This is a genomic window from Pseudomonas arvensis, assembly GCF_056688935.1.
In genome coordinates, this window is record NZ_CP162038.1 from 2119652 (window position 1) to 2145480 (window position 25829).

Annotated in this window: 19 protein-coding genes, 1 tRNA gene and 1 pseudogene; 18 read left to right on the forward strand and 3 right to left on the reverse strand. The window is 58.2% G+C overall.

Annotation, left to right across the window (positions count from 1 at the left end):
• Window positions 1-351 precede the first annotated feature (351 nt).
• The 5 genes from mgtA to AB3G88_RS09860 all read left to right on the forward strand — a co-directional run bounded on the left by mgtA (window position 352) and on the right by AB3G88_RS09860 (window position 8877).
• Entirely contained in the window at window positions 352-3057 is a 2706-nt protein-coding gene (mgtA, locus tag AB3G88_RS09840) for a magnesium-translocating P-type ATPase (RefSeq protein ID WP_480453838.1), read from the forward strand.
• A gap of 16 nt (window positions 3058-3073) precedes the next feature.
• Window positions 3074-3790: an MgtC/SapB family protein gene (locus tag AB3G88_RS09845; protein WP_099585075.1), complete on the forward strand. Its 717-nt coding sequence runs from the start codon at window positions 3074-3076 to the stop codon at window positions 3788-3790.
• Window positions 3791-4071: 281 nt separating this feature from the next.
• Entirely contained in the window at window positions 4072-4701 is a 630-nt protein-coding gene (locus AB3G88_RS09850) for a response regulator (RefSeq protein WP_400528041.1), read from the forward strand.
• A gap of 1 nt (window position 4702) precedes the next feature.
• Complete coding sequence (locus AB3G88_RS09855; RefSeq protein ID WP_480453840.1) at window positions 4703-8320, forward strand: transporter substrate-binding domain-containing protein; 3618 nt, start codon at window positions 4703-4705, stop codon at window positions 8318-8320.
• Between the two features lie 134 nt (window positions 8321-8454).
• Entirely contained in the window at window positions 8455-8877 is a 423-nt protein-coding gene (locus tag AB3G88_RS09860; protein ID WP_099585072.1) for an ANTAR domain-containing protein, read from the forward strand.
• On the opposite strand, the pseudogene AB3G88_RS09865 reads toward AB3G88_RS09860, so the two are convergent.
• A pseudogene (locus tag AB3G88_RS09865) lies at window positions 8874-9083 on the reverse strand (aldo/keto reductase); the annotation flags it as partial. The gene AB3G88_RS09860 and the pseudogene AB3G88_RS09865 sit on opposite strands and share 4 nt — an antisense overlap.
• A 142-nt stretch (window positions 9084-9225) precedes the next feature.
• Complete coding sequence (locus tag AB3G88_RS09870) at window positions 9226-10296, reverse strand: 3-deoxy-7-phosphoheptulonate synthase (protein WP_099585071.1); 1071 nt, start codon at window positions 10294-10296, stop codon at window positions 9226-9228.
• Window positions 10297-10918: 622 nt separating this feature from the next.
• On the opposite strand from AB3G88_RS09870, the gene AB3G88_RS09875 reads away from it, so the two are divergent.
• Both AB3G88_RS09875 and AB3G88_RS09880 read left to right on the forward strand, forming a co-directional pair.
• Window positions 10919-11668, forward strand: coding sequence for a carbon-nitrogen hydrolase family protein (locus tag AB3G88_RS09875; RefSeq protein WP_480453843.1), 750 nt, complete (start codon window positions 10919-10921; stop codon window positions 11666-11668).
• Window positions 11669-12094: a GNAT family N-acetyltransferase gene (locus tag AB3G88_RS09880; RefSeq protein ID WP_480453844.1), complete on the forward strand. Its 426-nt coding sequence runs from the start codon at window positions 11669-11671 to the stop codon at window positions 12092-12094.
• Between the two features lie 35 nt (window positions 12095-12129).
• Here the strand turns inward: AB3G88_RS09880 and AB3G88_RS09885 are convergent, their stop codons facing one another.
• The gene (locus AB3G88_RS09885) at window positions 12130-12369 is read right to left on the reverse strand and encodes a DNA-binding protein (RefSeq protein WP_034097254.1); all 240 of its coding nucleotides are present in this window, start codon (window positions 12367-12369) and stop codon (window positions 12130-12132) included.
• Between the two features lie 82 nt (window positions 12370-12451).
• Between AB3G88_RS09885 and AB3G88_RS09890 the strand changes: the two genes are divergently transcribed.
• The 11 genes from AB3G88_RS09890 to AB3G88_RS09940 all read left to right on the forward strand — a co-directional run bounded on the left by AB3G88_RS09890 (window position 12452) and on the right by AB3G88_RS09940 (window position 25693).
• Complete coding sequence (locus AB3G88_RS09890) at window positions 12452-12817, forward strand: helix-turn-helix domain-containing protein (RefSeq protein WP_099585068.1); 366 nt, start codon at window positions 12452-12454, stop codon at window positions 12815-12817.
• A gap of 151 nt (window positions 12818-12968) precedes the next feature.
• Window positions 12969-13610: a response regulator transcription factor GacA gene (gene gacA / locus AB3G88_RS09895; RefSeq protein WP_099585067.1), complete on the forward strand. Its 642-nt coding sequence runs from the start codon at window positions 12969-12971 to the stop codon at window positions 13608-13610.
• A gap of 1 nt (window position 13611) precedes the next feature.
• On the forward strand, window positions 13612-15435 hold the full coding sequence (gene uvrC / locus AB3G88_RS09900; RefSeq protein ID WP_191948472.1) for an excinuclease ABC subunit UvrC: 1824 nt from the start codon (window positions 13612-13614) through the stop codon (window positions 15433-15435).
• A 32-nt stretch (window positions 15436-15467) separates the two neighbouring features.
• A complete protein-coding gene (gene pgsA / locus AB3G88_RS09905; protein ID WP_099585065.1) occupies window positions 15468-16028 on the forward strand; it encodes a CDP-diacylglycerol--glycerol-3-phosphate 3-phosphatidyltransferase in 561 nt (186 codons plus the stop codon).
• Between the two features lie 60 nt (window positions 16029-16088).
• A tRNA-Gly gene (locus tag AB3G88_RS09910) sits at window positions 16089-16164 on the forward strand.
• A 399-nt stretch (window positions 16165-16563) separates the two neighbouring features.
• Window positions 16564-17130 (forward strand): YuaE family lipoprotein, encoded by a 567-nt coding sequence (locus tag AB3G88_RS09915; RefSeq protein WP_244643838.1) that lies wholly within the window; start codon window positions 16564-16566, stop codon window positions 17128-17130.
• A 316-nt stretch (window positions 17131-17446) separates the two neighbouring features.
• A complete protein-coding gene (locus tag AB3G88_RS09920; protein WP_158876452.1) occupies window positions 17447-18709 on the forward strand; it encodes a serine hydrolase domain-containing protein in 1263 nt (420 codons plus the stop codon).
• Between the two features lie 116 nt (window positions 18710-18825).
• Complete coding sequence (locus tag AB3G88_RS09925) at window positions 18826-20163, forward strand: alginate export family protein (protein ID WP_480453847.1); 1338 nt, start codon at window positions 18826-18828, stop codon at window positions 20161-20163.
• 39 nt (window positions 20164-20202) lie between these two features.
• Complete coding sequence (locus AB3G88_RS09930; protein WP_480453848.1) at window positions 20203-21306, forward strand: polyamine ABC transporter substrate-binding protein; 1104 nt, start codon at window positions 20203-20205, stop codon at window positions 21304-21306.
• Between the two features lie 42 nt (window positions 21307-21348).
• On the forward strand, window positions 21349-21837 hold the full coding sequence (locus tag AB3G88_RS09935; protein ID WP_099585061.1) for a DUF3237 domain-containing protein: 489 nt from the start codon (window positions 21349-21351) through the stop codon (window positions 21835-21837).
• 355 nt (window positions 21838-22192) lie between these two features.
• Window positions 22193-25693: a YncE family protein gene (locus tag AB3G88_RS09940; protein WP_480453849.1), complete on the forward strand. Its 3501-nt coding sequence runs from the start codon at window positions 22193-22195 to the stop codon at window positions 25691-25693.
• Window positions 25694-25829: the final 136 nt, after the last annotated feature.

Below are 25829 nucleotides of genomic sequence, written 5' to 3' on the forward strand. Positions count from 1 at the left end.
CGTAAGCTTCGCGCGTTTTCATCAATAGCGGAGACCCTCAGTGGGTACTTGTTCGAGTGACAGTAGTCGGCCGGTTTCGGTAACCGGCACAGGCTTGGCAAGGTAACGCGCATTTATCCGATGCCGTTGTCTCGCCATCAAAGCGAGAAGCGGCATCAAGGCAGCGGCCAGTCCTGGCTCTGTTTCGATCCTCTTTCATCGACGCTGACCAGCACCTGAGTAACCTTGGGATGCTACGGACGCGCCTGCCTTTTGCGGCGGGCGGGCCAAGCCGGCTGTGCCTGTCTGACAGGCACGGTGCGGATGGGCAGTACCTGCACGACGGTTTTTTCCTCGCGCAGGAGTAACACCATGAACCTCACTCTGTTGAAAGAGTTCTTCGCCGGCTTCCTGCGGACCCGGCACATTGCCCGGCATTTCCGTCGCCTGGCCATGCTCGAAACCGTCACCGACGCCAGCGTCAGCCGCGAAGTGCCGCCGACCCTGGCGCAAACCCTGGTGGTCGCGGCCAACAGCAGCACTGTGCAATTGCTCGGCACGTTGGGCAGCCATGCCGAGGGCTTGAGCCCTCAGGAAGCTGACGCCCTGCGCGTGCAATATGGCCTCAACGAAGTCGAGCACGAGCAGCCGCTGCCGTGGTGGGTGCACCTGTGGCACTGCTACAAGAACCCGTTCAACCTGCTGCTGACTTTGCTGGCGGTGATCTCCTGGCTGACCGAAGACATGAAGGCCGCCACGGTGATTTTCTCCATGGTGGTGCTCTCGACGCTGCTGCGTTTCTGGCAGGAGGCCAAGTCGAACAAGGCCGCCGACGCCTTGAAAGCCATGGTCAGCAACACCGCCACGGTACTGCGCCGCGATGCGGCCAAGCGCATCGAGTTGCCGATCAAACAGTTGGTGCCTGGCGACCTGATCGTGCTGTCGGCCGGCGACATGATCCCCGCCGATTGCCGCGTGCTCAGTGCCAAGGACTTATTCGTGAGCCAGGCGGCGATGACCGGCGAATCGATGCCGGTGGAGAAATTCGCCCAGCAGCAGGACGCCCACACCCGCAACCCCCTGGACCTGGACAATATCCTGTTCATGGGCACCAACGTGGTGTCCGGTGCAGCGACGGCGGTGATCCTGACCACCGGCAACAGCACCTATTTCGGTGCGTTGGCGCAACGTGTGACGGCCACTGACCGTGCCACCACTTCGTTCCAGCATGGCGTGAATAAAGTCAGCTGGTTGCTGATCCGCTTCATGTTTGTGATGGCGCCGCTGGTGCTGTTCATCAACGGCTTCACCAAGGGCGACTGGACCGAGGCGCTGCTGTTTGCGCTGTCGATTGCCGTGGGCCTGACCCCGGAAATGCTGCCGATGATCGTCACATCCACCCTGGCCAAGGGCGCGGTGTTTTTGTCGCGCAAGAAGGTCATCGTCAAGCGTCTGGACGCGATCCAGAACTTCGGCGCAATGGACGTGCTGTGCACCGACAAGACCGGCACCCTGACCCAGGACCGGATTTTCCTGGCGCGCCATGTGGACGTGTGGGGCCAAGAGTCCGACGACGTATTGGAAATGGCCTACCTCAACAGCTACTACCAGACTGGCCTGAAAAACCTGCTGGACGTGGCGGTGCTGGAGCATGTGGAGGTGCATCGCGAGCTGAAAGTCGGCACCGCGTTCCACAAGGTCGACGAGATCCCGTTCGATTTCAATCGCCGCCGCATGTCGGTGGTCGTGGCCGAGCAGGGCTTGCCGCACCTGCTGATCTGCAAGGGCGCCGTGGAGGAGATCCTCTCGGTGTGCAACAGCGTGCGCCACGGCGACACCAACGAAGCGCTCACCGAGGAACTGCTGGCGCGCATTCGCCAAGTGACCGCCGCGTTCAATGAAGAAGGCCTGCGTGTAGTGGCCGTGGCCGCGCAACCGATGGCACCGGGGCGCGACACCTACAGCCTGGCGGATGAAAACAACCTGACGTTGATCGGCTACGTGGCCTTCCTCGACCCGCCCAAGGAAAGCACCGCGCCTGCTCTCAAAGCCCTGAAAGCCCACGGCGTCGCGGTCAAAGTGCTGACCGGTGACAACGAGCTGGTGACTGCAAAGATCTGCCGCGAAGTGGGCCTGGAGCAACAGGGCCTGCTGATGGGCAACGACATCGAAGACATGACCGATGCCGAGCTGGCCAAGGCCGTGGAGACCACCAATGTGTTCGCCAAGCTGACGCCCAGCCACAAGGAACGCATTGTGCGCCTGCTCAAGGCCAACGGGCATGTGGTGGGTTTTATGGGCGACGGCATCAACGATGCGCCGGCGCTGCGCACGGCGGACATCGGTATTTCGGTGGACAGCGCGGTGGACATTGCCAAGGAAGCGGCCGACATCATCCTGCTGGAAAAGAGCCTGATGATCCTGGAAGAGGGCGTTCTGGAAGGGCGCCGCACCTTCGCCAACATGCTCAAGTACATCAAGATGACCGCCAGTTCCAACTTCGGCAACGTGTTCTCCGTGTTGGTGGCGAGTGCATTTATCCCGTTTCTGCCGATGTTGCCGATGCACCTGTTGGTGCAGAACCTGCTGTATGACATTTCCCAGATCGCAATCCCGTTCGACAACGTCGATGACGAGATGCTGGCCAAGCCACAGCGCTGGCAGCCGGGGGATGTGGGGCGCTTCATGCTGTTTTTCGGGCCGATCAGTTCAATCTTTGACATCACCACGTTTGCACTCATGTGGTACGTGTTTGATGCCAACACGCCAGACCATCAGACGCTGTTCCAGTCAGGCTGGTTTGTGGTGGGGCTGCTGACCCAGACGCTGATCGTGCACATGATCCGCACGCCGAAAATTCCGTTCCTGCAAAGCCGTGCAGCAATGCCGTTGATGGTGATGACCGGCGTGATCATGGCGGTGGGAATTTTCCTGCCGATGGGGCCGCTGGCGCACTACTTCAAATTGCAGGCGTTGCCGTCGCTGTATTTCGTGTTTTTGCCGGTGATTCTGCTGGCGTACATGGCGCTGACCCAGGCGGTGAAGGGCTACTACATCCGTAAGTTTGGCTGGCAATGAGCAGGGACGATTTCCGATGCAAGCAATCAACAACATCAACCTCGATTCCCTGATCGACACCCTGGTCAGCCTCACCGCCGCGTTTATCCTCGGCGGCCTGATCGGTTTCGAGCGCCAGTACCGCCAGCGCACGGCGGGCCTGCGCACCAATGTGCTGGTGGCGGTGGGGGCGGCGATTTTTGTCGATATGGCCAGCCGCCTCGGTGGCGCGGAAGGCGCGGTGCGGGTGGTGGCGTATGTGGTGTCGGGCATTGGCTTTCTCGGTGCCGGCGTGATCATGCGCGAAGAAGGCAATGTCCGTGGGCTCAACACCGCCGCCACGCTGTGGGCGTCGGCGGCGGTAGGGGCCTGTGCCGGCGCCGACCTGGTGCTTGAAGCGTTGCTGGGCACACTGTTTGTGCTGGCGGCCAATACCTTGCTGAGACCCATCGTCAATAACATCAACCGCCAGCCGCTTGATGTGGTGTCTGCGGAGGTCACGAACATCCTCTATGTGATCGCCCGGCGCACTCAGCAAACCGCGGTATTGGCGTTGCTGGAAGCCGAATTGGCGCGGTGCAATTACCCGGCCAGCGATGTCGATGTGCGACCGTTTGGCACCGAAGAGGTGGAAATCGAAGCCACGCTGGCGGTGACCTCTGTGGACGGTGACGAACTGGACGCCCTGGTTGCACGGATTTGCAGGTCGAGCCTCGTGGTGCAGGCCTTCTGGAGCCCGAGTACGACAGAGTAGTTCTGGATACCTGGTTTTGCGTTATTGAGGAAAAGTCCTACAAGCAGTCGAGAGTATCCCTTCATTTTGAACGGCACACGGTTGATAAGGTTGCGCGCTTGCGTCTGCTCAGGAATCAAGGCGTCGCACTACACGTAGTTACTGTGTTTTTCAAAGGAGGGGCCTTTTCTGCCTGAAGCGTCGTACAGAGTAGTCAGTACCGTTTGTCGGAACTGTTACTTTTCACAGGTAGTTGGGTCTCGCGTGATATGTCAGCGTACTGATGTTCTCCGGGGACTCTTATGAGCAACAAAGCTTTAATTGTGGACGATCACCCTTTTATACGCGCCACCGTCAAGTACCTGTTGAAGCAGGAAGGCTTCGATAGCATCTACGAGGCGGGTAACGGTGCCGACGCCATGCAGATTGCGCGCGAAGAACGTCCGGACCTGATCATTCTGGACCTGGCGATGCCTAAACTCGGTGGGCTGGAGGTGATCAGTCGGGTCAAGGCGCTTAACTTGGACTGCAAAATCCTGGTGCTGACCTCGTACCTGGCGGTGTTTTTTTCCACCCGTTGTATGCGCGCTGGAGCGATGGGGTTCGTCTCCAAGACCGGCGAGCTCGACGAGTTGCAAAAGGCGATAAGGGCGATCAGGTCTGGCTACAGCTGCTTCCCCAGCTTGCCTACCAGCTCGGTGCGGCGCGACGACTTGCAATCCACTGAGCGGGAGTTGGTGGAGGCGTTATCTGACCGTGAGTTGGCCGTGCTGCAGAAGCTGGCGCTTGGCCTGGGCAACAAGGAGATCGCTGAGGACATGCTGTTGAGCCACAAGACTATCAGTACCTACAAGACGCGCCTCAAGGAGAAACTGCGGATGTCATCGGTGGTGCACTTGTCCAAGTTCGCTCAGCGCAATCACTTGATCTGAAATGATTGCCACCCGTCTGTTGAGGTACGTGGCCATACTGCTGGTGGGGCTGATGCCCTCTGGTGTGATGGCCCTGGATGAGCCGCACACACTGCGGCTGTTGGGCCACTCCACCCTTGAAGGGCCGCCGGTGGTGCTGGACGAAGCCGATTGGTCTTGGCTGCGCACCCAGCGCACATTGTCGATGGGGGTGTCGGCGCCCGATTACGCGCCCTTTGATCTGAGTAATAACAACGATGAGCTGGAGGGCATCACCGCCGATTATGCGGCGCTGATCGCCCAGGCGTTGAACATCACCATTGAGGTGCGGCGTTACGACACCCGCGATGAGGTAATCGAGGCCCTCAAGACCGGCGCCGTGGATTTTGTGGGGTCGGCCAATGGGTATGAGGCGGCCGACCCTGAGTTGGCGCTGTCCCGTTCTTACGCCAACGACCAGCCCGCACTGGTAGCGCGCGCGGGGGAAAGCCACACGCTCACGGCCGACCTTGCGGGCAAGCGCGTGGCGATGCTCTACCACTACATGCCGCCCGACGCTGTCCAGGCGTTCTATCCCAAAGCGCAATTGCTTTTGTTCGCCTCGACCTTCGAAGCCATCGGGGCCGTCGCGTTCGGCCAGGCGGATGTCTACCTGGGCGATGCCATCAGTGCCCGCTACCTGATCAACAAGAACCACCTCAATAACGTGCGCATGGCGGATTTTTCGGCGTTGGAAGTCAATCCTTTCGGATTTGCCTTCGCCAAAGATAACCGGCGCCTGTTGAACATCGTCAACGTCGCGCTGGCTGCTGTCCCGGCCAGCCAGCAGATGGAAGTCCTGCGCCGTTGGAGTGCTGGCGGCAGCGGTTTTCTGGAGGCCGATCAGTTGCGCCTGAGCGAAAGTGAGCGGCGCTGGCTGGAGAAAAACCCACGGGTGAAAGTAGCGGTTCCCGACAAACTCGTGCCGTTGTCTTTTTTCAACGAGCAAGAGCAATTCGAAGGGTTGAGCGCCGAGGTGCTGACGCGTATCAGCTTGCGCACGGGCTTGAAATTTGATGTGGAGCGCGGCAGTTCACTGCCCAAGCTGATTGAGCAGGCAAGTTCAGGTCGCGTAGACATGCTGGCGGTCGTCACCCCGAGCGTGGAGGGAGCCGAGAAAATTCGCTTTACCCGGCCTTACCTGTCCAACCCCTATGTGTTGGTAGTACGCGCCGACGACGAACATCTGGTAACCCTGGAAGATATGCCCGGCAAGCGCCTGGCGATTATTCGCGATACCAGCCTGGCTGCGCAGATCGCCCGGGATTACCCCAGTATTGAGTATGTTGATGTCGAGAGTCCTGAACAGGCCATGGAATTGGTGGCCAAGGGCAGTGTCGAGGCGACGGCCGTTTCGCTGATCAGTGCGCGCTATATGATCGCGCGCCATTACCGTGAGCGCCTGCGTATCACCAGTACCGTCGGTAGGGAGCCTGCGCGTTTTACCCTTGGGGTCAGTCGCAGCCAATTAGAGTTGTACTCGATCCTCGACAAGGCGTTGTTGAGTATTTCCCCGGAAGAGATGGACGAACTGACCAATCACTGGCGCAGTGAAATCATCCTCGAAGACAGCTACTGGATACGCCATCGCAATGTAATTATCCAAGGGTTCGGCCTGGCCGCCCTGCTGTTGTTGGTGACCCTGGGCTGGGTGTTCTATCTGCGCAACCTGATTCGCAAGCGCGCTCAGGCCGAGCGCGCCTTGAGCGACCAGATGCGGTTTATGGGCGTGCTGATCGATGGCACGCCGCACCCGATTTATGTGCGCGACCGCCAGGGTCGCTTGATGGCCTGCAATAATGCCTATCTCGATGTGTTCGGCTTCAAATTGGAAGACGTCATCGGTAAGACCGTGGTGGAAACCGACACCGGTAACCCGCCCCAGGCCCAGTCGTTCCATGCGGATTACTTGCGCTTGATGGCAGAGGGCGAGCCGCAGATCCATGACCGCGTGCTCAAGTTGCCTGCCGGTGGTGTGCTGACCATCTACCAGTGGATGCTGCCGTACCGTGATAGCCATGGCAGTGTCGTGGGCATGATTGCCGGTTGGGTGGATGTCAGCGAGCGCCAGCGGTTGTTGGGCGAACTGCAGGAGGCCAAGGAGGAGGCTGACGCCGCCAATCGCGCCAAGACCACCTTCCTGGCGACCATGAGTCACGAGATCCGTACGCCTATGAATGCGGTGATCGGCATGATCGAGTTGGCCCTGAAAAACGCCGAGCATGGCAGGGCCGACCGCGATGCGCTGGAGGTTGCGTCGGTGGCATCCCGCAGCATGCTGGAGTTGATCGGCGATATTCTCGACATTGCGCGGATCGAATCCGGTCACCTGTCCCTGAGCCTGGAGCCGGCCAACCTGCATGAACTGCTGGCCTCTGTGGCGCGGGTATTCGAAGGGTTGGCGCGGGACAAAGGCCTGATGCTGCAGGTGGAGCTTGACCCGTTGATCGACAGGGTAGTGTTGGTCGACCCGCTGCGCTTTAAGCAAGTGGTGTCCAACCTGCTCGGGAACGCGATCAAGTTCACCAACGCCGGCCAAGTGCGCCTGGGCGCCCAGTGTGCACCGGCAGTGGCTGGCGACCTGTTGAACCTGCGCTTGTGGGTCGAAGACTCGGGCATAGGTATCAGCGCCGAAGATCAGCAGCGTTTGTTCAACCCCTTTATCCAGGGTCACAACAACGGGCAGTCGGCGCGCAGCGGTTCGGGCCTGGGGTTGGTGATCAGTCGGGACCTGTGCGAGATGATGGGCGGTCAACTGCACCTGACCAGTGTGCTGGGCAAGGGCACTCGGGTCGACGTGGCGGTGGCACTGACGACCACCACGCAGGTATTGGCCAGCGCAGAGGCTGCGAACCTTCCACCGGCTGCCACGTTGAACATCCTGGTGGTAGATGACTATCCGGCCAACCGCCTGCTGCTGGCGCGGCAACTGAGTTTTCTGGGGCATCGCATCAACACGGCCGAGGATGGTATCCAAGGGTTTGCACTGTGGCAGGCCGGGCAGTTTGATGGCGTGATCACCGATTGCAATATGCCCTTGAAGGACGGTTATGCGCTGGCACGTGACATTCGCGCCGATGAGCGCGAGCGTGGGCTGAAACCGTGCCTGATACTGGGGTTTACCGCCAATGCCCAGCCGCAGGAGACCGAACGTTGCCGGCAAGCAGGTATGGACGGTTGCCTGTTCAAGCCTACCGGGCTTGACGACTTGAGGTTGGCCTTGGCGTCACGTACCGCCGAAACCGTAACGGATGAAGCCTCGCCGGCGTTTGATTTAAACGCGCTGCTTATGCTGACGCAGGGTGATAACGCTGCCCTCAACGAGCTGCTGTTGCCGTTGCTCGACAGTCTCGCAGAGGACCGTAGGCGCTTGTCGGTGCTGAACGGCCAAGGCGATATCGCCAAGCTTCATGACTTGGCTCATCGTGTCAAAGGCGGCGCTCGCATGGTCAAGGCCCAGGTGTTGATCACTTGCTGCGAGACGTTGGAAGACGTGTGTGAGCGGCGTGACAGCAGTGGGTTGGGCGCTGCGGTCGAGGCGTTGGACGTGGCCATCGAACAGTTGCATCACAGCCTGAGTCGGTACCGCAATCAGGCTTGACTGAGGTGGATGGCCATTCGGTGGATTTGGGAGAACTCCTACACGAAGGGGGAACATGCCTGATTTTGTCTTCGGGATATGTCTGGAAAATGGGCGTCGCTCACTGACGAGCGCTGCCTGCCCAGGGGTTTGCCATGCCGAACAAAGCACTGACCATCCTGATTGCCGATGAACAACACCTGCAACGGTTGTACATCGAGAAAATGCTCAATCAGTTGGGGTACCACCGGATCGTGCCGGTACAAACCTTCGAAGAGGTCCAGATACTGACGGCCATCCCAGCCGAGCCCTTTGACGTGCTGATCATCAATGCGGGGCTGACAACTCATGCCTGTGGGCCCCAACCCCAGGTGCGCCATGTGTTGGTCTACGATCACCTGGATTTGGGTGCAGCCCCCGGCGTAACACCGGCGGTGCTGGTACGGCTGCCCGGCGTGCCGGACAACGTCAATCTTGAACACTTCATGGACATTATCGACCCACCCGAGGCCTGCGCCGGCCTGCGGGTGTTGCCCTGGCTGCGTGAATTATCACGCACACGGGTAGCAGGGATTTAGTCCCACTTCGGCGCGATGCCCTTGGGGCTGGTCAAGCGATGGCCGCGCTCCAACCCGGCAATCTGCGCCATATCGGCAGCGCTCAAGGTCAGTTGCACGGCCTTGAGGTTGCTTTCCAGGTTGGCGCGCTTGGTCGACGATGGGATGACCGCATAACCCAACTGCATGGCCCAGGCCAGGGTCACTTGTGCCGGGGTGGCGTGGTAGGCAATGGAGTCAAGTATCCCGCGTCGTTCCTTCGCAAAAATAGCCGAATCCGAAAAGGACTCTTGACTGCAAATCACGAATGGCAAGTCTGTGGGGCGGGGTGTTGAGGCGCTGTACCCGCTGTAGCAGCGCCTTGATCGATCACTCTTGAGCGCGCAGGCGCTCTGCAGCCTTGCGCAACAACTGCTCGGTGGCGGCCCAGCCGAGGCAACCGTCGGTCACGGACACACCGTATTTCATCGACGGGCTCAATGGCTGGCAGCCTTCGAACAGATGGCTTTCGAGCATCATGCCGATCAGCGCGGTGTCACCCTTCAAGCGCTGTTCCAGCACGTCGTTGAACACGGCTGGCTGGCGCAGTGGGTCCTTGCTGCTGTTGGCGTGGCTGCAATCGACCATGATCCGTGGCATCACCTTGGACTTGGCGAGATCGTGTTTCACCGCTGCCACGCTCTGGGCATCGTAGTTCGGCCCGCTATGGCCGCCGCGCAGCACCAGATGGGTATCAGGGTTGCCTGGGGTCTGGATGATGGCCGGGTGGCCCTGGCTGTCGACGCCGAAGTGGCGGTGCGGGTGGGACGCCGAGCGCATGGCGTCACAGGCAATCGCGACGCCGCCGTCGGTACCGTTCTTGAAGCCCACGGGCATGCCCAGGCCGCTGGCCATTTCGCGGTGGATCTGGGATTCCGTGGTGCGCGCGCCAATTGCCACCCAACTGAGCAGGTCATCGAAGTAGCCGGCGGCCATGGGTTGCAACAGCTCGGTGGCGACCGGCAGGCCCAGGCGCAGCATTTCGCGCATCAGTTCGCGGGACAGGGTCAGGCCAGCCGCCATGTCATCGCTGCCATCCAGGTGCGGGTCGTACGCCAGGCCTTTCCAGCCGATGGTGGTGCGCGGTTTTTCGACGTAGGCGCGGATCACCAGCAACATCTGGTCGCTGACCTCAAGGGCCAGTTTCTTCAGGTTTCGCGCGTATTCCATGGCCGATTCCGGATCGTGGATCGAGCACGGGCCGACAATTACCAGCAAGCGTGAATCTTCGCCATTGAGGATGGCGCGCACGGCTTGGCGATGGGCGTGGATCTGTTCGTTGAGGAACGGGCTGAGAGGGAGCTGGTGCTTGAGCTCAAGCGAGCTGGGCAGGCGCTGAGTCAGGGCTTCATTGGCGCTGGTCAGGTTTGAAACAGGCAGAGCGGCGACGGAGGAGTTCATATTCAAGGCTTCCTGGGCAAGCGGCGGGTTGCTCCCGCGCGCTTGGCCTACTGGGGTGTTCGACAATTGGCCGTATCGGCTACGTGTGTTGGCTTGCCACCCATTGGTGACCGATCGGAGGCGGCAGGCTGTCCCGAGCGGAGCTTGCTAAATCGCCATGCAGTGCAAGTGTCGTAGCGGTAATAAGTGGCGTAGTTCATGTCGTGATTCCTTTAAGTGTTCTTGATCAAGCTGAAAAGTGTGTGGGGACCTGAAAAACAAAACCCCCGGTCGGGGAGCCGACCGGGGGTTAGATTTCTCTGGTAGGCGACCCCTTGAGTAGTGGGCGCCGATTTCAGGTATCAGGCGCGCCAGTGGCTAAACCAATACCCAAAATAAGAGCTGACCAGTGCGCTCAAACCGTTCACACGGGTAGCCGACACCGAGCGCTGGGCGCTGGCAGTAGGGCAAACCTGAGTGTGGGTGAGTTGCAACATGGTATGTCTCCAAATGATGGGGGGAGCTTACTAGAGGCACGCAGGGGGATTCAATCAGTAATTTCTATTGCGGTGGGGTACTTACGGCTATGGGGTGAGTGCCGATATGCTGGTAACACTTAGATATTGATTGCTTGGACGCGACCATGACTGCCTTCACCCTTGCTGCTGCTCAATCCATTTCCATTGCGGGCGATGTGCCGGCCAATATCGAACGCCACCTGGCATTTATGCGCGCTGCGGCGCAGCAGGGTGTGCAATTGCTGGTGTTCCCCGAGTTGTCGTTGACGGGCTATGAACCGTCGCCGGCGGCTGAGTTGGCGATCGCGCCAGAGGACCAGATGCTGGCGCCCCTGCGTGAAATGGCACGGGAGCTGCGACTGACGGTGGTAGTGGGTATGCCGATCCGACTGGCGCCGCAGACAGGTGTGTTGATCGGTGCGCTGGTGTTGGGCGCAGATGGCTCACTGGCGGTCTACACCAAGCAGCATCTGCATGATGGCGAAGAAGTCGCGTTTGTCCCAGGGCAGGGCGGTGCGGTCCTTGAGTTCGGGGATGACCGGATTGCACTGGCGGTGTGTGCGGACTTTTCCCATGCTGGCCATCCACGTGCTGCGGCCCAATCGGGTGCCACGGTGTATGCCGCCGGTGTGTTGATCAGTGAGGGCGGTTACGCAACGGACAGTGCGCTGCTCCGAGGCTACGCTGCTGAACATGGCATGGTGGTGTTGATGGCCAACCATGGCGGCCCCTCGGGTGGCTGGGCCTGCGCCGGTCGCAGTGCGATCTGGGCCGCCGATGGCGGTTTGCTTGCGGCTGTGCCTGGGGTAGGCGATGCGTTGCTGATCGCCCGTCGCGACGGTGAAGGTTGGACTAGCCAAGTGATGGCCCTCTAAATGGTTTTTCACCTACGCGCGGCGACGGACCAGGACCTGCCCTTCGCACGAACGCTGACCCACGAAGCGATGGCCCGCTATTACGTGCAGTACGGATTGTGGTGGTCCAACGATGGCTTCGACACCGCCTGGGCCGGTCGGGAAAACTGGCTGATCTGCCGTGACGACGCGGTGCTGGGGTTTGTGAGCCTGAGTCGCGATAGCCGCGCGCTCTACATTCGCGAGTTGCATATGCTCGAAGAATGTCGCCGGATCGGCGCCGGGACCTGGGTGTTGGGGCAGATGGCGCTGAAGGCACGGAGGCCTGGCCTCTTGCGTCTGACCGTGTTCAAAACGAATCCGGCCCAAACGCTCTATTTGCGTATGGGCTTCAATATCGTGGGTGAAGAAGACTGCTTCTGGCGCATGGAACGTGTCTGCAGCTAAACCATGCGTTGAATCTTAATAAGCGCATACTGGCCTCAGGAGTCGACTTCCTGATCGTTGTTTTGGCCATCGGCCTCAGAAAGGATGATCCCCTCTTTCATGCCCAGAAGGACCGCTACCTTATGGGCCTCTCCACGTCGTCCCTTTTTGCGCCCAGCGAGCACTTGATAGGTGGTTGCCGGATCGACGCCATGTTCTCGGGCGAACGCTTGAACTGATTTTCCTTGGTGTTCCAGCCAGGCCTTGGCTTGTGCAGCAGTACGGATTCCGGGCATAGTTCAAAACCGTTCAAATTTGTTTAACTAAGAGATGAGTGTGTCACCTCTTGGGGTGTGCCAAATAGGATCATACATCCAAATGAGTGGAATCGGTTCGCGTTTGAGGCAAGAAAGAGAGCGACTTGGCTTGTCGCAAAAAGTATTTGGTGAAATAGGAGGCGTTGAGGCCAACGCACAAGGCAAATACGAAAGTGGAGGGCGGGCACCTAAAGCGGACTACCTGTCGCGGGTCGCCGAAAGAGGCGTGGACGTGCTGTATGTGTTGACCGGCGTGGCCACGCCGATTCAATTGGAAAACCTGAGCCAGATTGAAGAGAAGGTGCTTGGGGACTACCGCGCAATGTTCAAGGAAGACCAGGCTGCGATCCGTCGTCTGACCTCGACCCTCGCCGAGCATTCATCCGCGATGAACGGAAAAGCCAAGCCGCAGCCCCAGGATTCCTGACCCTTCGCCCAGCAAATCAAGCCACCCGCCTGCCAGCGGGTGGCTGTCGTTTAACCAAACTCCATATATATGACGTGTGCAACTAGGTCTGCGCCTTGGTTTTTTGCTAAGGTGTTCAGCAACCTATAAGACCATTTCGCGAGGTGTCTGCTTGATTAGGGTGCTAGTAGTCGATGACCATGATCTCGTTCGTACAGGCATTACACGAATGCTGGCTGACATCGATGGCCTGCAAGTAGTCGGCCAGGCAGAGTCAGGGGAGGAATCCCTGATCAAGGCCCGGGAGTTGAAACCCGATGTGGTGTTGATGGACGTCAAGATGCCTGGGATAGGCGGTCTTGGTGCGACGACCAAATTGCTGCGCAGCCATCCGGACATCAAAGTCGTAGTGGTGACCGTGTGCGAGGAAGATCCGTTTCCGACACGTCTGCTGCAGGCAGGCGCTGCGGGTTACCTCACTAAAGGCGCTGGCCTGGCGGAAATGGTCCAGGCCATTCGCCTGGTGTTTGCCGGCCAGCGCTATATCAGCCCGCAGATTGCCCAGCAATTGGCTATCAAGTCCTTCCAGCCTGTCAGCGACTCGCCGTTTGATACGTTGTCAGAGCGGGAAATCCAGATCGCCTTGATGATCGTCGGTTGCCAGAAGGTCCAGACGATCTCCGACAAACTGTGCCTGTCACCCAAGACCGTCAACACCTACCGCTATCGCATTTTCGAGAAGCTCGCTATCAGCAGTGATGTTGAATTGACCCTGCTCGCGGTGCGCCACGGTATGGTGGACGCCAGCGCCTGACATGACCACACCGTTTGATCCGAGTGCCTTTCTCTCAACCTGCAGTGGCCGCCCCGGCGTGTACCGCATGTTCGACGGCGAGGCACGCCTGCTTTACGTCGGCAAAGCCAAGAACCTGAAGAACCGTCTGGCGAGCTACTTTCGCAAGAGCGGTCTCGCGCCGAAAACCGCCGCACTGGTGGCGCGTATCGCCCAGGTCGAAACCACCATCACCGCCAATGAAACCGAGGCGCTGCTACTTGAACAGACGCTGATCAAGGAATGGCGACCGCCCTATAACATTCTGCTGCGTGACGATAAATCCTACCCCTACGTGTTTTTATCCGACGGTAACTTCCCACGCCTGAGCATTCACCGTGGGGCGAAGAAGGCGAAGGGCAAGTACTTCGGGCCTTATCCCAGCGCCGGGGCGATCCGTGAAAGCCTGAGCCTGCTGCAAAAAACCTTTTTTGTGCGCCAGTGTGAAGACAGCTTCTTCAAGAACCGCACGCGGCCTTGCCTGCAATACCAGATCAAACGTTGCAAGGGGCCGTGCGTGGGGCTGGTGGAGCCGGCGGAGTACGCCGAGGATGTGCGCCATTCGGTGATGTTCCTCGAAGGACGCAGCAACGCGCTGACCGACGAGCTTTCCACGGCCATGGAGCTGGCGGCCAGCACCCTGGATTTCGAGCAGGCAGCAGAATTGCGCGACCAGATCTCCTTGCTGCGCCGGGTTCAAGACCAGCAAAGCATGGAAGGTGGCACTGGCGATGTGGACGTGATTGCGGCCTTCGTCAACCCAGGCGGCGCCTGTGTACACCTGATCAGCGTGCGCGGCGGACGAGTGCTGGGCAGCAAGAATTTTTTCCCGCAGACCGGCATCGACGAGGAAGTGGCCGAAGTCATGGCCGCCTTCCTGGGCCAGTACTATGTGAGCAGCCCTGAGCGCGACCTGCCGTCGGAGCTGATCGTCAATGTGGTGCACGAAGACTTCCCCACCTTGATCGAAGCGATCCACGAACTTCGCGGCCGGGAACTGGACATCAGCCACCGTGTACGCGGCACCCGAGCGCGCTGGCAGCAACTGGCGGTGACCAACGCCGAGCAAGCCCTGAGCGCACGCCTGGCCAATCGACAGCATGTGGCCGCACGCTTCGACGCTCTGGCCGAAGTCCTCAACCTGGACGAGCCGCCACAGCGCCTGGAGTGCTACGACATCAGTCACTCCAGCGGCGAGGCCACTGTGGCCTCCTGCGTTGTGTTCGGGCCGGAAGGGCCGATCAAGTCCGACTACCGGCGCTACAACATCGAAGGCGTGACCCCCGGCGACGACTATGCCGCCATGCATCAGGCCCTCACGCGCCGCTTCAGCAAGTTGAAGGACGGGGAGGGCAAGTTGCCGGATATCCTCCTGGTCGACGGCGGCAAGGGTCAGCTGTCCATGGCCCGCGACGTGCTCAATGAGCTGGCGGTACCCGATCTGATCCTGCTGGGCGTCGCCAAGGGCGCCACGCGCAAGGCCGGTTTCGAGACGTTGTACTTGAATGATGCCGCCCATGAGTTCACTTTGAAGGGCGATTCACCCGCGCTGCATTTGATCCAACAGATTCGCGACGAAGCCCACCGTTTCGCCATTACCGGCCACCGCGCCCGCCGTGGCAAAACCCGGCGAACCTCAACCCTGGAAGGGGTGGCAGGGGTCGGCCCGACGCGACGTCGCGACTTGCTTAAACATTTTGGTGGCTTGCAGGAGCTGTCCCGTGCCAGCATTGACGAGATAGCCAAAGCACCCGGTATCAGTAAAAAGCTCGCTGAGCTGATTTATGCGAATCTGCACAGCGAATAGAATGCCTTTCCACCTCGTAGCCAGTTGTGCCGATGAATATCCCTAATCTGATCACCGTTCTACGCGTCCTGCTCATTCCGATTTTTATACTGTTGTTCTATTTGCCGTACGAATGGAGCTACCTGGCCTCCAGTTCAGTGTTCGCCTTTGCGGCCGCTACCGACTGGCTCGACGGCTACCTGGCCCGCCGCCTGGAACAGAGCACGCCTTTCGGCGCCTTCCTGGACCCTGTGGCCGACAAACTCATGGTGGCCGTCGCCCTGGTCCTGCTGGTGCAGGAGCATGGCAACCTGTGGCTGACCCTGCCAGCCGCAGTGATCATCGGCCGCGAGATCGTCGTCTCGGCGCTGCGCGAATGGATGGCCGAAATCGGCGCCCGCGCCCATGTGGCCGTGTCCAACATGGGCAAATGGAAAACCGCCGCGCAAATGCTCGCGCTGGTGATCCTGCTGGCAAACCCGTCGGACTTCACCTTCTGGGTCCTGCTGGGCTACGCCTTGCTGCTCATCGCCGCCGGCTTGACCCTGTGGTCGATGCTCCAGTATCTGCGCGCCGCCTGGCCGCATCTGCGCACTGAGGTTGAAAAGAAATAAAACTTTTTTGAATCAAGAGGTTGACGGGTGCTCAAGATTCTATAGAATGCGCATCACCAAGCGGGAATAGCTCAGTTGGTAGAGCACGACCTTGCCAAGGTCGGGGTCGCGAGTTCGAGTCTCGTTTCCCGCTCCAAGCATTAAGAAAAAGCCACTCAAACGAGTGGCTTTTTTTTGCCTGAAATTCACCAAACAGAAGCTTCGCGTCTTTTTCGTTTCTGCGGAAAACCGCTGGCATCCGGGGTAATCCGCTACGTTCAAGTACCTTTTCCTGGAAGACTCACCTCAAGGCACAGCCGCTCAATGAGGCACACCAGGTGATGCCAATTTTGATAGTTGGAGTTTCAGGCGTCGCTCATGGTTTCGCCTCAAGATGCGCGGCACCCCCAGTAATTGTCCCATTGTACTTGTGGCGTTTTTGACAAGCTTTTACTCGTCATGTCGTTGTTTTTTTACTATTATCGGTTAGCTGCGCACTCAAGGAAGAGAGGCTGAGTGCCTTGAGGCTGGTAGAAACTTTACCCTCGATCATTGAATGAGTTCTTACCTTTACCCCGAACGTAATGACTCAGCCAACCATAATTACCCCTTGGTGAAACCGATGAATAAAATTTGTGGCATCGTTGTATCGGTAGGGCTCGCCCTCTCTGGATGCGCTACGAAAACTCCAGAAAAACCTGGAGTGACTCCAGAACCTGTCGTCGTCCAGCAATCACCAGCTGAAGTCTCCACCCCTGCAGCCGCAAACCCATCTGAGGGTTATTCGGTGCGGTATGAGTCTGCCGCTGCTGCGGCCCCGGTCGCTGTCTCGCCCCATACGACTCAGCCAGAACCAGAAGCGAGCTCAAACATCTATAGCGCTGAGCAATGCCGCAAAGAGCTCGATGTTTTGAAGGTTTACAACAAGGCGTCGTACAATAAATACGAGGCGGAATACCAGGCAATCGCCAGCAAGACGGGTAAATACATGGAAATCAAAGACTCCATAAGCCCGGATATTAACGATATGGTGATGCCGGCTTATCAATTTCAAATTCGTGAGTTCTGCTTCCGAGTCAAGAGCCGTCTGACGCAGCTTGTGATTCGCCAAGCCAGGCAATGATTTCTTCAGGGCGCGATTTACGCCAGATGAGGGCACACTGAAAAAGACGCTACGGCGTCTTTTTTCGTTTCTGCGATAAACCGCTGAAGCCCAGGCTGGCGTTGTTTGTCCTCTGGCTATCTCAAACCTCACGTGTCGGTAAAATTATGAGGCTTGGCTAATCGTTCATGCCTGCTCTGGCTGGTGATAGCGCGGTAGCTCGATGTCCTGTGAAATTCAGATTACTTTGTAAAAAGTTTTATTGACTAAAATAAATTATCGGATAATTATTCCTGGGCATCTGCTGTCATGCAGAGTCATCTTCAGGGTTATCCCGATGAGTCAAACAATCGCGTCCTCGCTAGCGACGCTTTACGTCGAGGCAAACGAATCGTCATTGGCAACAGGCGTTGCCCCCTTGCTGATGCAGGGCTTTCCTGCCGAACTGAAACACCGGGTCACGTGGCACAACTGGATGCGTGCGCCCTTCAACCAGTGGGGGTTCCGTAACCTGGCGCGGCTGCGGCCCTCCATTGATGTCGCGGCAGGCCCAGGTCCCGTGGGTACGCTCAAGGACGCGCCCAAAGCCCTGGAATCACTGTGCTTTGACAGTGAATGTGGGCTGAGCATCAGCGTTATCGATCACCTTGTCGCCAGCCAGACCGACGCCTTTTTGGTGATGCAGGGCGACACGGTGCTGTTCGAGCGTTACTTCAACGGGCAGCGTGCCTGTGATCGACACATCATGTTCTCGGTGACCAAGTCGCTGATCGGCACCTTGGGCGAGCAACTGGTCACCGAGGGTGTACTCAGGCCCGAGTTGCCCGCTGCGTATTACGTCCCCGAACTGGCGGGCAGCGCGTTTGGCGATGCCACCGTGCGCCAGTTGTTCGACATGGCGGTAGGCATCGACTACAGCGAGGTCTATGACGATCCCAACTCAGAGAGTTCGCAGTACGGTTACGCCTGCGGTTTTCAGCCGGCGCCTGCGACTTACGCACAGTTCGAATCCCTGTATCAGTACTTGCCGTCCCTCAAGAAGCGCGGCAGCCACGGTGGGTTTTTCCACTATGTGACCGCGACCACCGAAGCCCTCGCCTGGGTCATGGAACGTGCCTCGGGCAAGGCCTGCAGTCAGATGCTGGAGGCGATCTGGAAGCGCTTGGGGTGCGACCGTGATGGTTATTTCATGGCCGATGCCTGGGGACGCAATGTGGCGGGGGCGGGCTTCAGCGCCACCTTGAGAGACATGGCGCGTTTCGGTCGGTTACTGGCCAACGATGGCCGTCACGACGGTCTTGAGTTGCTGTCGCCTGACACCGTGGCCCGAATCGCTGCCGGGGCCGATCCGGCGATCTATGCGCAGAATGACGAGTTTTCCAGCTGGACGCCGGGAGCGTCCTATCGCAGCCAGTGGTACGTGTTCAACGACCACAGCCAAGCGCTGATGGCCGGCGGAATTCACGGCCAGTACTTGTTCATCGACAAGCCCTCCGGCGTGGTGATCGTCAAGCAATCCTCCCTGGCGGAGGCGGTCGGCCCGTTCGATGCCGACAGCGTGCGCATGCTGCGCGCCATTGCCGCCCACCTGAACCACTGACACACGCCAAACAATAAGAGTCTTGCGTTCTATTCACCTGGCCCGCCCAGGTGTTGGCGGCGCGCTGCGTCGCCATTGACTGCCCTGTAACAACAATAATTCCACAGGAGCTTCTTATGGTTTTCACCAAGCGTTTTTCCCGGGCGCTCTTAGCGGTCGGCTTACCCTTGACCACCCACGTCGCGCTGGCGGGCTACACCTTTGAGGACGGCAATCTCAAGGGTGAAGTCAATCTCACGGCGGGCGGTGGCACGCTGTTTACCCGTGGCGTCAACTTCGGCAGTGGCCAGGTTGATGCCCGCAGCGGTAAAAATGGCGGCGCCAACATCAACTGGCAAGAGCTCTACGTCAAACCCGGCGTCAAGCTTGATTATGCGCTGCAACCCGACTTCAGCCTGCTGGCGGGCGGCTCCCTGGTGGCGGCCAGCACCTTCGGCGACGGCGACGCGGGCGGCTTCACCCGCAGCTCCGACGGCAAGGCCGCCGTCGAAGAACTCTACGCGGGTGTTCGAACCGGCGAATGGACGCTCACCGCAGGCCGCCAGAACTACATGATCGGTACGGGGTTCATCGTCATGGACGGCAACCTCGACCAGTACAAGGACGCCGCCTACTGGCTGGGGCCTCGCACCGCGTTCAAGGATTCGGCGATCCTGGCCTGGAACCATGGCGCATTCAAATCCCAGGCATTTACCTTGCGCACCGACGACGATTTGGGCGACTTCCGCATGACCGGCGTCAACCTCGATTACAACCTCGATGACCAGGTAACCCTCGGGGCGATGGCCATGAAGGTCCATGCCTTGGGGCCAAAAGGCAGCACGTTCCCGCGTCTTCGTGACGGGATGCAGGTCTACAACGTGCGAGCGCTCAACGCCAAGGTGCCCGGTGTGCAAGCACTGACGCTCAACGCCGAGTACGCCGTGGAGCGTGGCAGCGGCGAGGGTGCCGAGTACGCTGCCAACGCCTGGTATGCCCAGGCCGACTACGCCTTCAGCACGCTGCCGCTGACACCGATCATCGGTTATCGCTACGCGAGCTTTTCCGGGGATGACAACCTCACCGACAACCGCCAGAAAGCCTGGGATCCACTGAGCAAAGGTTTTCTCGACTGGGGCACGTGGCTCGTCGGCGACGTGGTCGGCAATTACCTGCTGTTCAACAGCAACGAAAAGGTCCAGCAGTTCTCGCTCAAGACCCACCTCAGCGATACCGTGACCCTCGGCACGATTCACTACCAGTTCTGGCTGGACGAGAAAAACTACCTGGGCGCCGCAGTCAGTGAGCGGCGTTTTGCCGATGAGAGCGTGGTATTTGTCGACTGGACGCCCACGCCGTCGTTCTATACGTCGCTGTCCTATAACTGGGTCAAGCCACTGGCCGCTGCCAAGCAGGTCTTTGGCGATGACCAGACATTCAGTGCGCTGGAAATGTATTTCACCTATCGCTATTAAGTGCCGCGAGCCATCGTGGCCGCGCTGGAGTGTTTCATCATGAACAGGTTTTTGCGTCACACCTTGCTGGGTACGGTTGCCTCATTGCTGATCAGTGGCGCTTGCGTGGCTGAAGAACGAACCGTACGGATCTACAACTGGATCGAATACCTGCCGCCGGAAGTGCTCAAGAGCTTCCAGGAAGACACTGGCATTCGCCCGATTTATGACGTGTTTGACAGTGCCGAAACCATGGAGTCCAAGCTGCTGACGGGCAACTCCGGGTATGACGTGGTGTTCCCCGGCACCGCGAATCTCGGGCACCTGATCACCGCTGGCGCCGTCCAGCCCTTGGACCGCAAGCAGTTACCGAACTGGCAACACCTGGATCCGCAGTTCATGCAGTCCCTGGAAGCCGTGGGTGACACAGGCAATCGCTACGCCGCGCCGTACCTGTGGGGTACCACGCTGATCGGCTACAACGTCGACAAGGTGCGCAAAGCCCTTGGCCCCGACGTCAAAATGGACACCTGGGACGTCATCTTCAAGGAAGAGAACCTCGCCAAACTCGCCAGTTGTGGCGTGGGTTTTCTCGACGCGGGCAACGAGATCGTGCCTATCGCCTTGCGCTATCAGGGCCTGGACCCCAACAGCCAGAAACGCGAGGACTATCCGCTGGCCCAGGCGGTGATGATGAAAATCCGTCCCTACATCACCTACTTCAACTCGTCGCGCTACGGCATGGACCTGGCCAACGGTGATATCTGTGTGGGCGTGGGCTGGTCCGGCGGCGTCGCGCTGGCCAAGCAGTTGGCGGATGCCGCCGGCAAGAGCGTCAAGGTCGAGATGGCACTGCCCAAGGAAGGTGCGCCGATGTGGTCGGACGTGATGATGATTCCGGCCAATGCTCCCGACGTCGCTGAGGCCCACGCGTTCATCAATTACATCCTGCGCCCGGAAGTGATTGCCCGCATCAGCAACAAGATCGGCTATCCCAACCCGAACAAGGACGCTACCGCACTGGTGGACGCCAGTATCCGCAACAACCCCAACATGTACGTGCCGGAGGAGGCGCGCAAGACGCTGTTCGCGCTTGAACCGATTCCAGCCGCGATCGAGCGCATTCGTACTCGCACCTGGACCAACATCAAGACCAACCGCTGATCAGTGTGGCCCGGTGTGTGCGCGCCGGGCCTGGAGGGTGCCATGAGTGAACATTTGGACTTGCTGGATATCGCGCCCAACCTGCAGCGCGTGCTGACGTTGCGCGTGGCGATAGGGCCTGGCGTGATGCTGGGTGACAGCGTTGAAGGCGTGCGCTGCAACTACCCGATTGTGGGCGGTGATTTCGACGGGGTCGGTGTCAGAGGCCAAGTCCTGGCGGGCGGCGAAGACTTGTTTGTCTTGCGCCCGGATGGCGTCGGTCAGCTGGATGCGCGCTACAGCCTCAAAACCGACCAGGGCGAGTTGATCAACCTGCGGAACCGGGGTGTTCTGAACATGACTGAGTACGGGCGCCAACTGGAACGTGAGGGGCAGTGGCCGATTCCGGAGGCGGAATACCGCTGCACCTGCACGCCGGTGTTCCAGGTGCCCAAGGGACGATTGGATTGGCTTGGGCGTTCCAGTTTTATCGGCCTGGTGCATTACCCCAGTGTCGACCAAGTAGTGATTCGTTGTTATCGGTTTTACTGAGACCCTTGCTCCCGTGACGGCCTGACAGACGACTATCTTCACTATGATCACGCGTAGCTGCCCCTCCGTCGTATGCTGGAGGGCGGCGCGCCGCAGTTTCATCCGGCACCCGTAAGTTGGCCTTGGCTGTTGGTGCTGTTTTTGGCGGAGCCGTTGTTCCGGCATTGGAACCGTCAGCCCTGACCCCTCTGTTTCAAGTGGCCCGTCCTGGGCCACTGACCATTCGTCGGCACTGTTATTTCTCACAGGTATCCGAACAGTTCCTCGTGATGCTGAATGAACTCAGGTCCTGCCCCCTCCCATCATGTTGAGTTCGGGCCGAGGCTTTCACTCAATTGTCCGAGGGTTTTCAAACATGGCATTCGATATCGTTCCCATCTCACCTTACGCACCGCTGTCCGAAAATGAAGATGTCTATGACATTGACCTGAGTCAGCCTGAACCATTGGATCCGGTATTCTTCAGTCAATTGGTAATGGATATTCCCAATCTCACAACCCCCTATCAGGGTTACGCCGGGGCGGTGAATAGGGCTGCCCTGAACGTTACGCCTGAAAAAGGCCTGTTGGTGGTATTGCGCCCCTATTTGGGTATGCAGGAGCTTGACTTCGTCGAGGTATTTTTCCGAGACCCGGTCATCCCGGTTGATTCAGTGGTAATCAGTGATATTCAAGCCGCCAATGGACTTGCAATCGCACTGTACGTCCCTCCCGTATGGTTGAATTATGGTGCTGTCGACAATGTGTTTTTCAAGGTAACCCGCGTCGGTGGCGGACATGAGGAAAGTTCTAAAATCAAGGTATTCATCGATAATGAATTACCGGCAGGTCCGAACCCTTCGATCGCAACGCCCTACCACGACTACGTTGATAAACCTATTTTCGAACAACATATTCTCGATAACGGGATACGCCCCGACGATCTGGTGACAGGCGTCAAAGTCACCATCAACAACTATCCGAATCGCTCGGGGCTTTCGCCGAATTACAAGCGTAAAGCCCGAGACCAAATTATTCTTCGATTAAACGGCCATATTCAAAGGCATATCGTGACGGAATACGAGGCCGCCGGCGATGCGCCGATTGTAATGACGCTTTATGCAGGCTTTCTCAGCCAGCTCGGCGACGGGGGCGTCATTGCTGAGTACACTGTTTACGACGAAGCCAACAACGTGATGAACTCACAGTCGCCCATTCAAATGCTCATGTCGTTCGTTGGCGGCGGACCACTGCCGCTGGATGCGCCGTTTGTTTATGAACTTGATAATCATGGAAGATTGGATGTAGACCTGCTTGAAGGACGAAACGCTACCATCGGCGTCTACATTAGAAACAAAGACTATAAGGTTGGCGACAAACTTATTATCACTATGCAGGGTGTTGCCCATGATGGGGTTATTACCAACACAGAATATCTGTACGACGTCAATTCCATTTTTTTAGATGCACAAGTTGTGCTACCAAACGCACATTTAGTCGGGCTCGTAAAAGGGACGTTGCGTTTGTCCTACCACCGTGTTCGTACGGGGGTCACACCGGACCGCCCTTCGGACATATGCATTTTAGAGGTTATAGGTAAGGGCACTCCGGTAGGCCTTGCGCCCGCTAGTATTCTTCAAGCGCCAGATGGCAATTTACCCGCTGATGTAGTTGCAGCGACATTCGTAATCGTTCCCTATCCCGGCCAAGACTCGCTTGATGCCGTGTACCTCCACCTGATTGGTACCTATGCCAATGGCACAGCTTATTATCGTCGCATCGGGCCAAGGCGGCCGGGCACCGGCAACATTATCATTAACGTGATCAATGGCCCGGAAGGGGAGATTGCCGGGCTAGAGGGCGGTGACCTGCAATTTCATTATACGGTTGTCAATGACCAAGGCTCGCGCAAATCCCAAGATGCGAAAGTTGATGTCGGTAATTTGGTGGCGACATTGCGCGTGGTGCACATTGAAGAAGCACCGGCACCCGACTACATTTTTGACCCCAGTAAAAGTTTGTTTGGTGCATCCATCATAGTAAGAGCCAACCCGCTCTTCACCCTGGGCAGTACCGTCACCCTGTACTTTGTGGGCAAAGCGGCAGGAGGCAGCACGACCATTCCTCACCCAATTACCCCGGTGTGGGAAAATACTGACCTGTATTTTAACGTAGCCCGGCATGTGGTTCTGCAAAACCTGGATCGTTCAGCGACGATTTACTACACACTCACTAAACCCAATGAACGAACCCGGTTGTCTCATGCTGTAGAGATGCGCGTTGGTGCGGCCATCCAACTGTCCGCACCCGGAGTGCTCGAATCAACGGTCATTGTGCCAGGCGTCAGTGTCAGTGTATTCCCGTTGCACTTCGTAAACCCACCCGTCGGCACGATTCGCGTGACCTATAACATGCAGAATACCGATCAAATTCAGCCCTATATCAAAGGTAAAATGGGACTGGGTAGCCCACCCATCCCTGCGAAGCTTGGAAATGCCGCATTAGGTTATGTGGACTTCGACTTACGAAATACGGTCATCGCCGCGCATTTGGGCGAGACGTTTACAATCGACTATGAAGTGAAACGAGGCAATTCAATTCTCCCTTCAGACCCCCTGACTGTACAGGTAGAACCGCTTCCCGATTCCGTGATAAATGTGGTGACCATCCCCGAAGCCCACGCGGGCCAAGTCGATGCCAATGCCAACAATACCGTGCAGGTGCTGGCCTATACCTTCATGACGACAGGGCAGCCCGTTTGGATCATCTTCGAACATGACGATGGTACGCCAGACTATGTGCTGCGTAATGGCGACCCGCTAACGCCCGCAGAGTCGAGCGCGAAGAAAATCGTGCACACCATCCCTGGCACGTACCTGCGCTCGCGGCCCAATGGCAGCCAAATTCGGGTTAAAACACTGGTTTCAATGGACGGTTTCGGTGACAGGAACACCGCCGTACAATTGGGCAAACCGTCCTATTCGATTAAAAAACAGGCGGGGATCATTACCCATGTCGAAGTAGGGAGCATACCGGCAAGACTGGTCGTCAGCCCCGATGGCAGTCGCGTTTACGTTACCAATCAGGTTTCTCATTCGGTGTCAGTGATTTCGACGGCCACCCGTCGAGTTATTCATACCATTACCGGTCTGAGCTACCCACACGCCATCGCTATCAGTCCAAACGGCGGCATCCTGTATGTAAGCAACTTGGGCACGGGACAAGTTACCGTTATCAACACTACCAGCTATGCATTTATCAACCCAATAACGGGTTTCGCTGCTCCTTACGCACTTGCTTTGAATACGCTGGGAACGCGCTTATATGTTGCTTGCTACCGTTCCTCTGCGCTGTATACCCACGACACCTCCTCCGGTGCGCGCCTGTACACACTCGGGTACTTGTACGCTCAGTCAGTGACGCTAAACCCCAGTAATTCTCGCATTTATGTGGGGGCAGACACCCGCGTATACACCGTCGACCAGCCAAGCAATACCGCCGTGGAATCCTTGGCGGGTTTCAATGTCATTCGTGACATGGCTTACAGCCCTCACAACGTAAGTGCCAAGCCAACACTGTACGTAGCGGACACAGGTGCCAGTAACATTAAGATTATGAATACGGGGACTAACGTCATCCGTAAAACCCTTACGGATTTCAGCGCTCCCTGCGGCATTGTCATGCACCCCACACAACCATTGGCCTATGTCGCGGACTACGATAATAACAGCCTGAAAATCATAAACACCGATGAAGAAACCGTCATTGATACAGTGATAGGGCTCAATAGCCCGCTCGGGGTCGCTATCAGCCCAGACGGCTCCACGCTCTATGTCGCCAACAATGGTGGCAACTTTGTCACTGTCATCAGTACATAAGCTTCAGGGCCCAGTAAAAAATGCGCCGCACTTCGCTGTGCGGGGCATTTTTTTCAATGGTGCCCTTAAAAACCAGGTGGCCTATCCGTCCGCAGAGTAGTTGTTGATGTTACGACCGACCGTGGTACCGATTTCA

Coding starts and splice junctions, on each gene's coding strand:
- AB3G88_RS09935 (WP_099585061.1), top strand. CDS start 21,349: ATGAGTGAACATTTGGACTTGCTGGATATCGCGCCCAACCTGCAGCGC.
- AB3G88_RS09885 (WP_034097254.1), bottom strand. CDS start 12,369: ATGCCCGGAATCCGTACTGCTGCACAAGCCAAGGCCTGGCTGGAACAC.
- AB3G88_RS09875 (WP_480453843.1), top strand. CDS start 10,919: ATGACTGCCTTCACCCTTGCTGCTGCTCAATCCATTTCCATTGCGGGC.
- AB3G88_RS09940 (WP_480453849.1), top strand. CDS start 22,193: ATGGCATTCGATATCGTTCCCATCTCACCTTACGCACCGCTGTCCGAA.
- AB3G88_RS09850 (WP_400528041.1), top strand. CDS start 4,072: ATGAGCAACAAAGCTTTAATTGTGGACGATCACCCTTTTATACGCGCC.
- AB3G88_RS09870 (WP_099585071.1), bottom strand. CDS start 10,296: ATGAACTCCTCCGTCGCCGCTCTGCCTGTTTCAAACCTGACCAGCGCC.
- AB3G88_RS09855 (WP_480453840.1), top strand. CDS start 4,703: ATGATTGCCACCCGTCTGTTGAGGTACGTGGCCATACTGCTGGTGGGG.
- AB3G88_RS09930 (WP_480453848.1), top strand. CDS start 20,203: ATGAACAGGTTTTTGCGTCACACCTTGCTGGGTACGGTTGCCTCATTG.
- uvrC (WP_191948472.1), top strand. CDS start 13,612: ATGACCACACCGTTTGATCCGAGTGCCTTTCTCTCAACCTGCAGTGGC.
- pgsA (WP_099585065.1), top strand. CDS start 15,468: ATGAATATCCCTAATCTGATCACCGTTCTACGCGTCCTGCTCATTCCG.
- AB3G88_RS09920 (WP_158876452.1), top strand. CDS start 17,447: ATGAGTCAAACAATCGCGTCCTCGCTAGCGACGCTTTACGTCGAGGCA.
- AB3G88_RS09845 (WP_099585075.1), top strand. CDS start 3,074: ATGCAAGCAATCAACAACATCAACCTCGATTCCCTGATCGACACCCTG.
- mgtA (WP_480453838.1), top strand. CDS start 352: ATGAACCTCACTCTGTTGAAAGAGTTCTTCGCCGGCTTCCTGCGGACC.
- AB3G88_RS09880 (WP_480453844.1), top strand. CDS start 11,669: ATGGTTTTTCACCTACGCGCGGCGACGGACCAGGACCTGCCCTTCGCA.
- AB3G88_RS09925 (WP_480453847.1), top strand. CDS start 18,826: ATGGTTTTCACCAAGCGTTTTTCCCGGGCGCTCTTAGCGGTCGGCTTA.
- AB3G88_RS09890 (WP_099585068.1), top strand. CDS start 12,452: ATGAGTGGAATCGGTTCGCGTTTGAGGCAAGAAAGAGAGCGACTTGGC.
- AB3G88_RS09860 (WP_099585072.1), top strand. CDS start 8,455: ATGCCGAACAAAGCACTGACCATCCTGATTGCCGATGAACAACACCTG.
- AB3G88_RS09915 (WP_244643838.1), top strand. CDS start 16,564: ATGAGTTCTTACCTTTACCCCGAACGTAATGACTCAGCCAACCATAAT.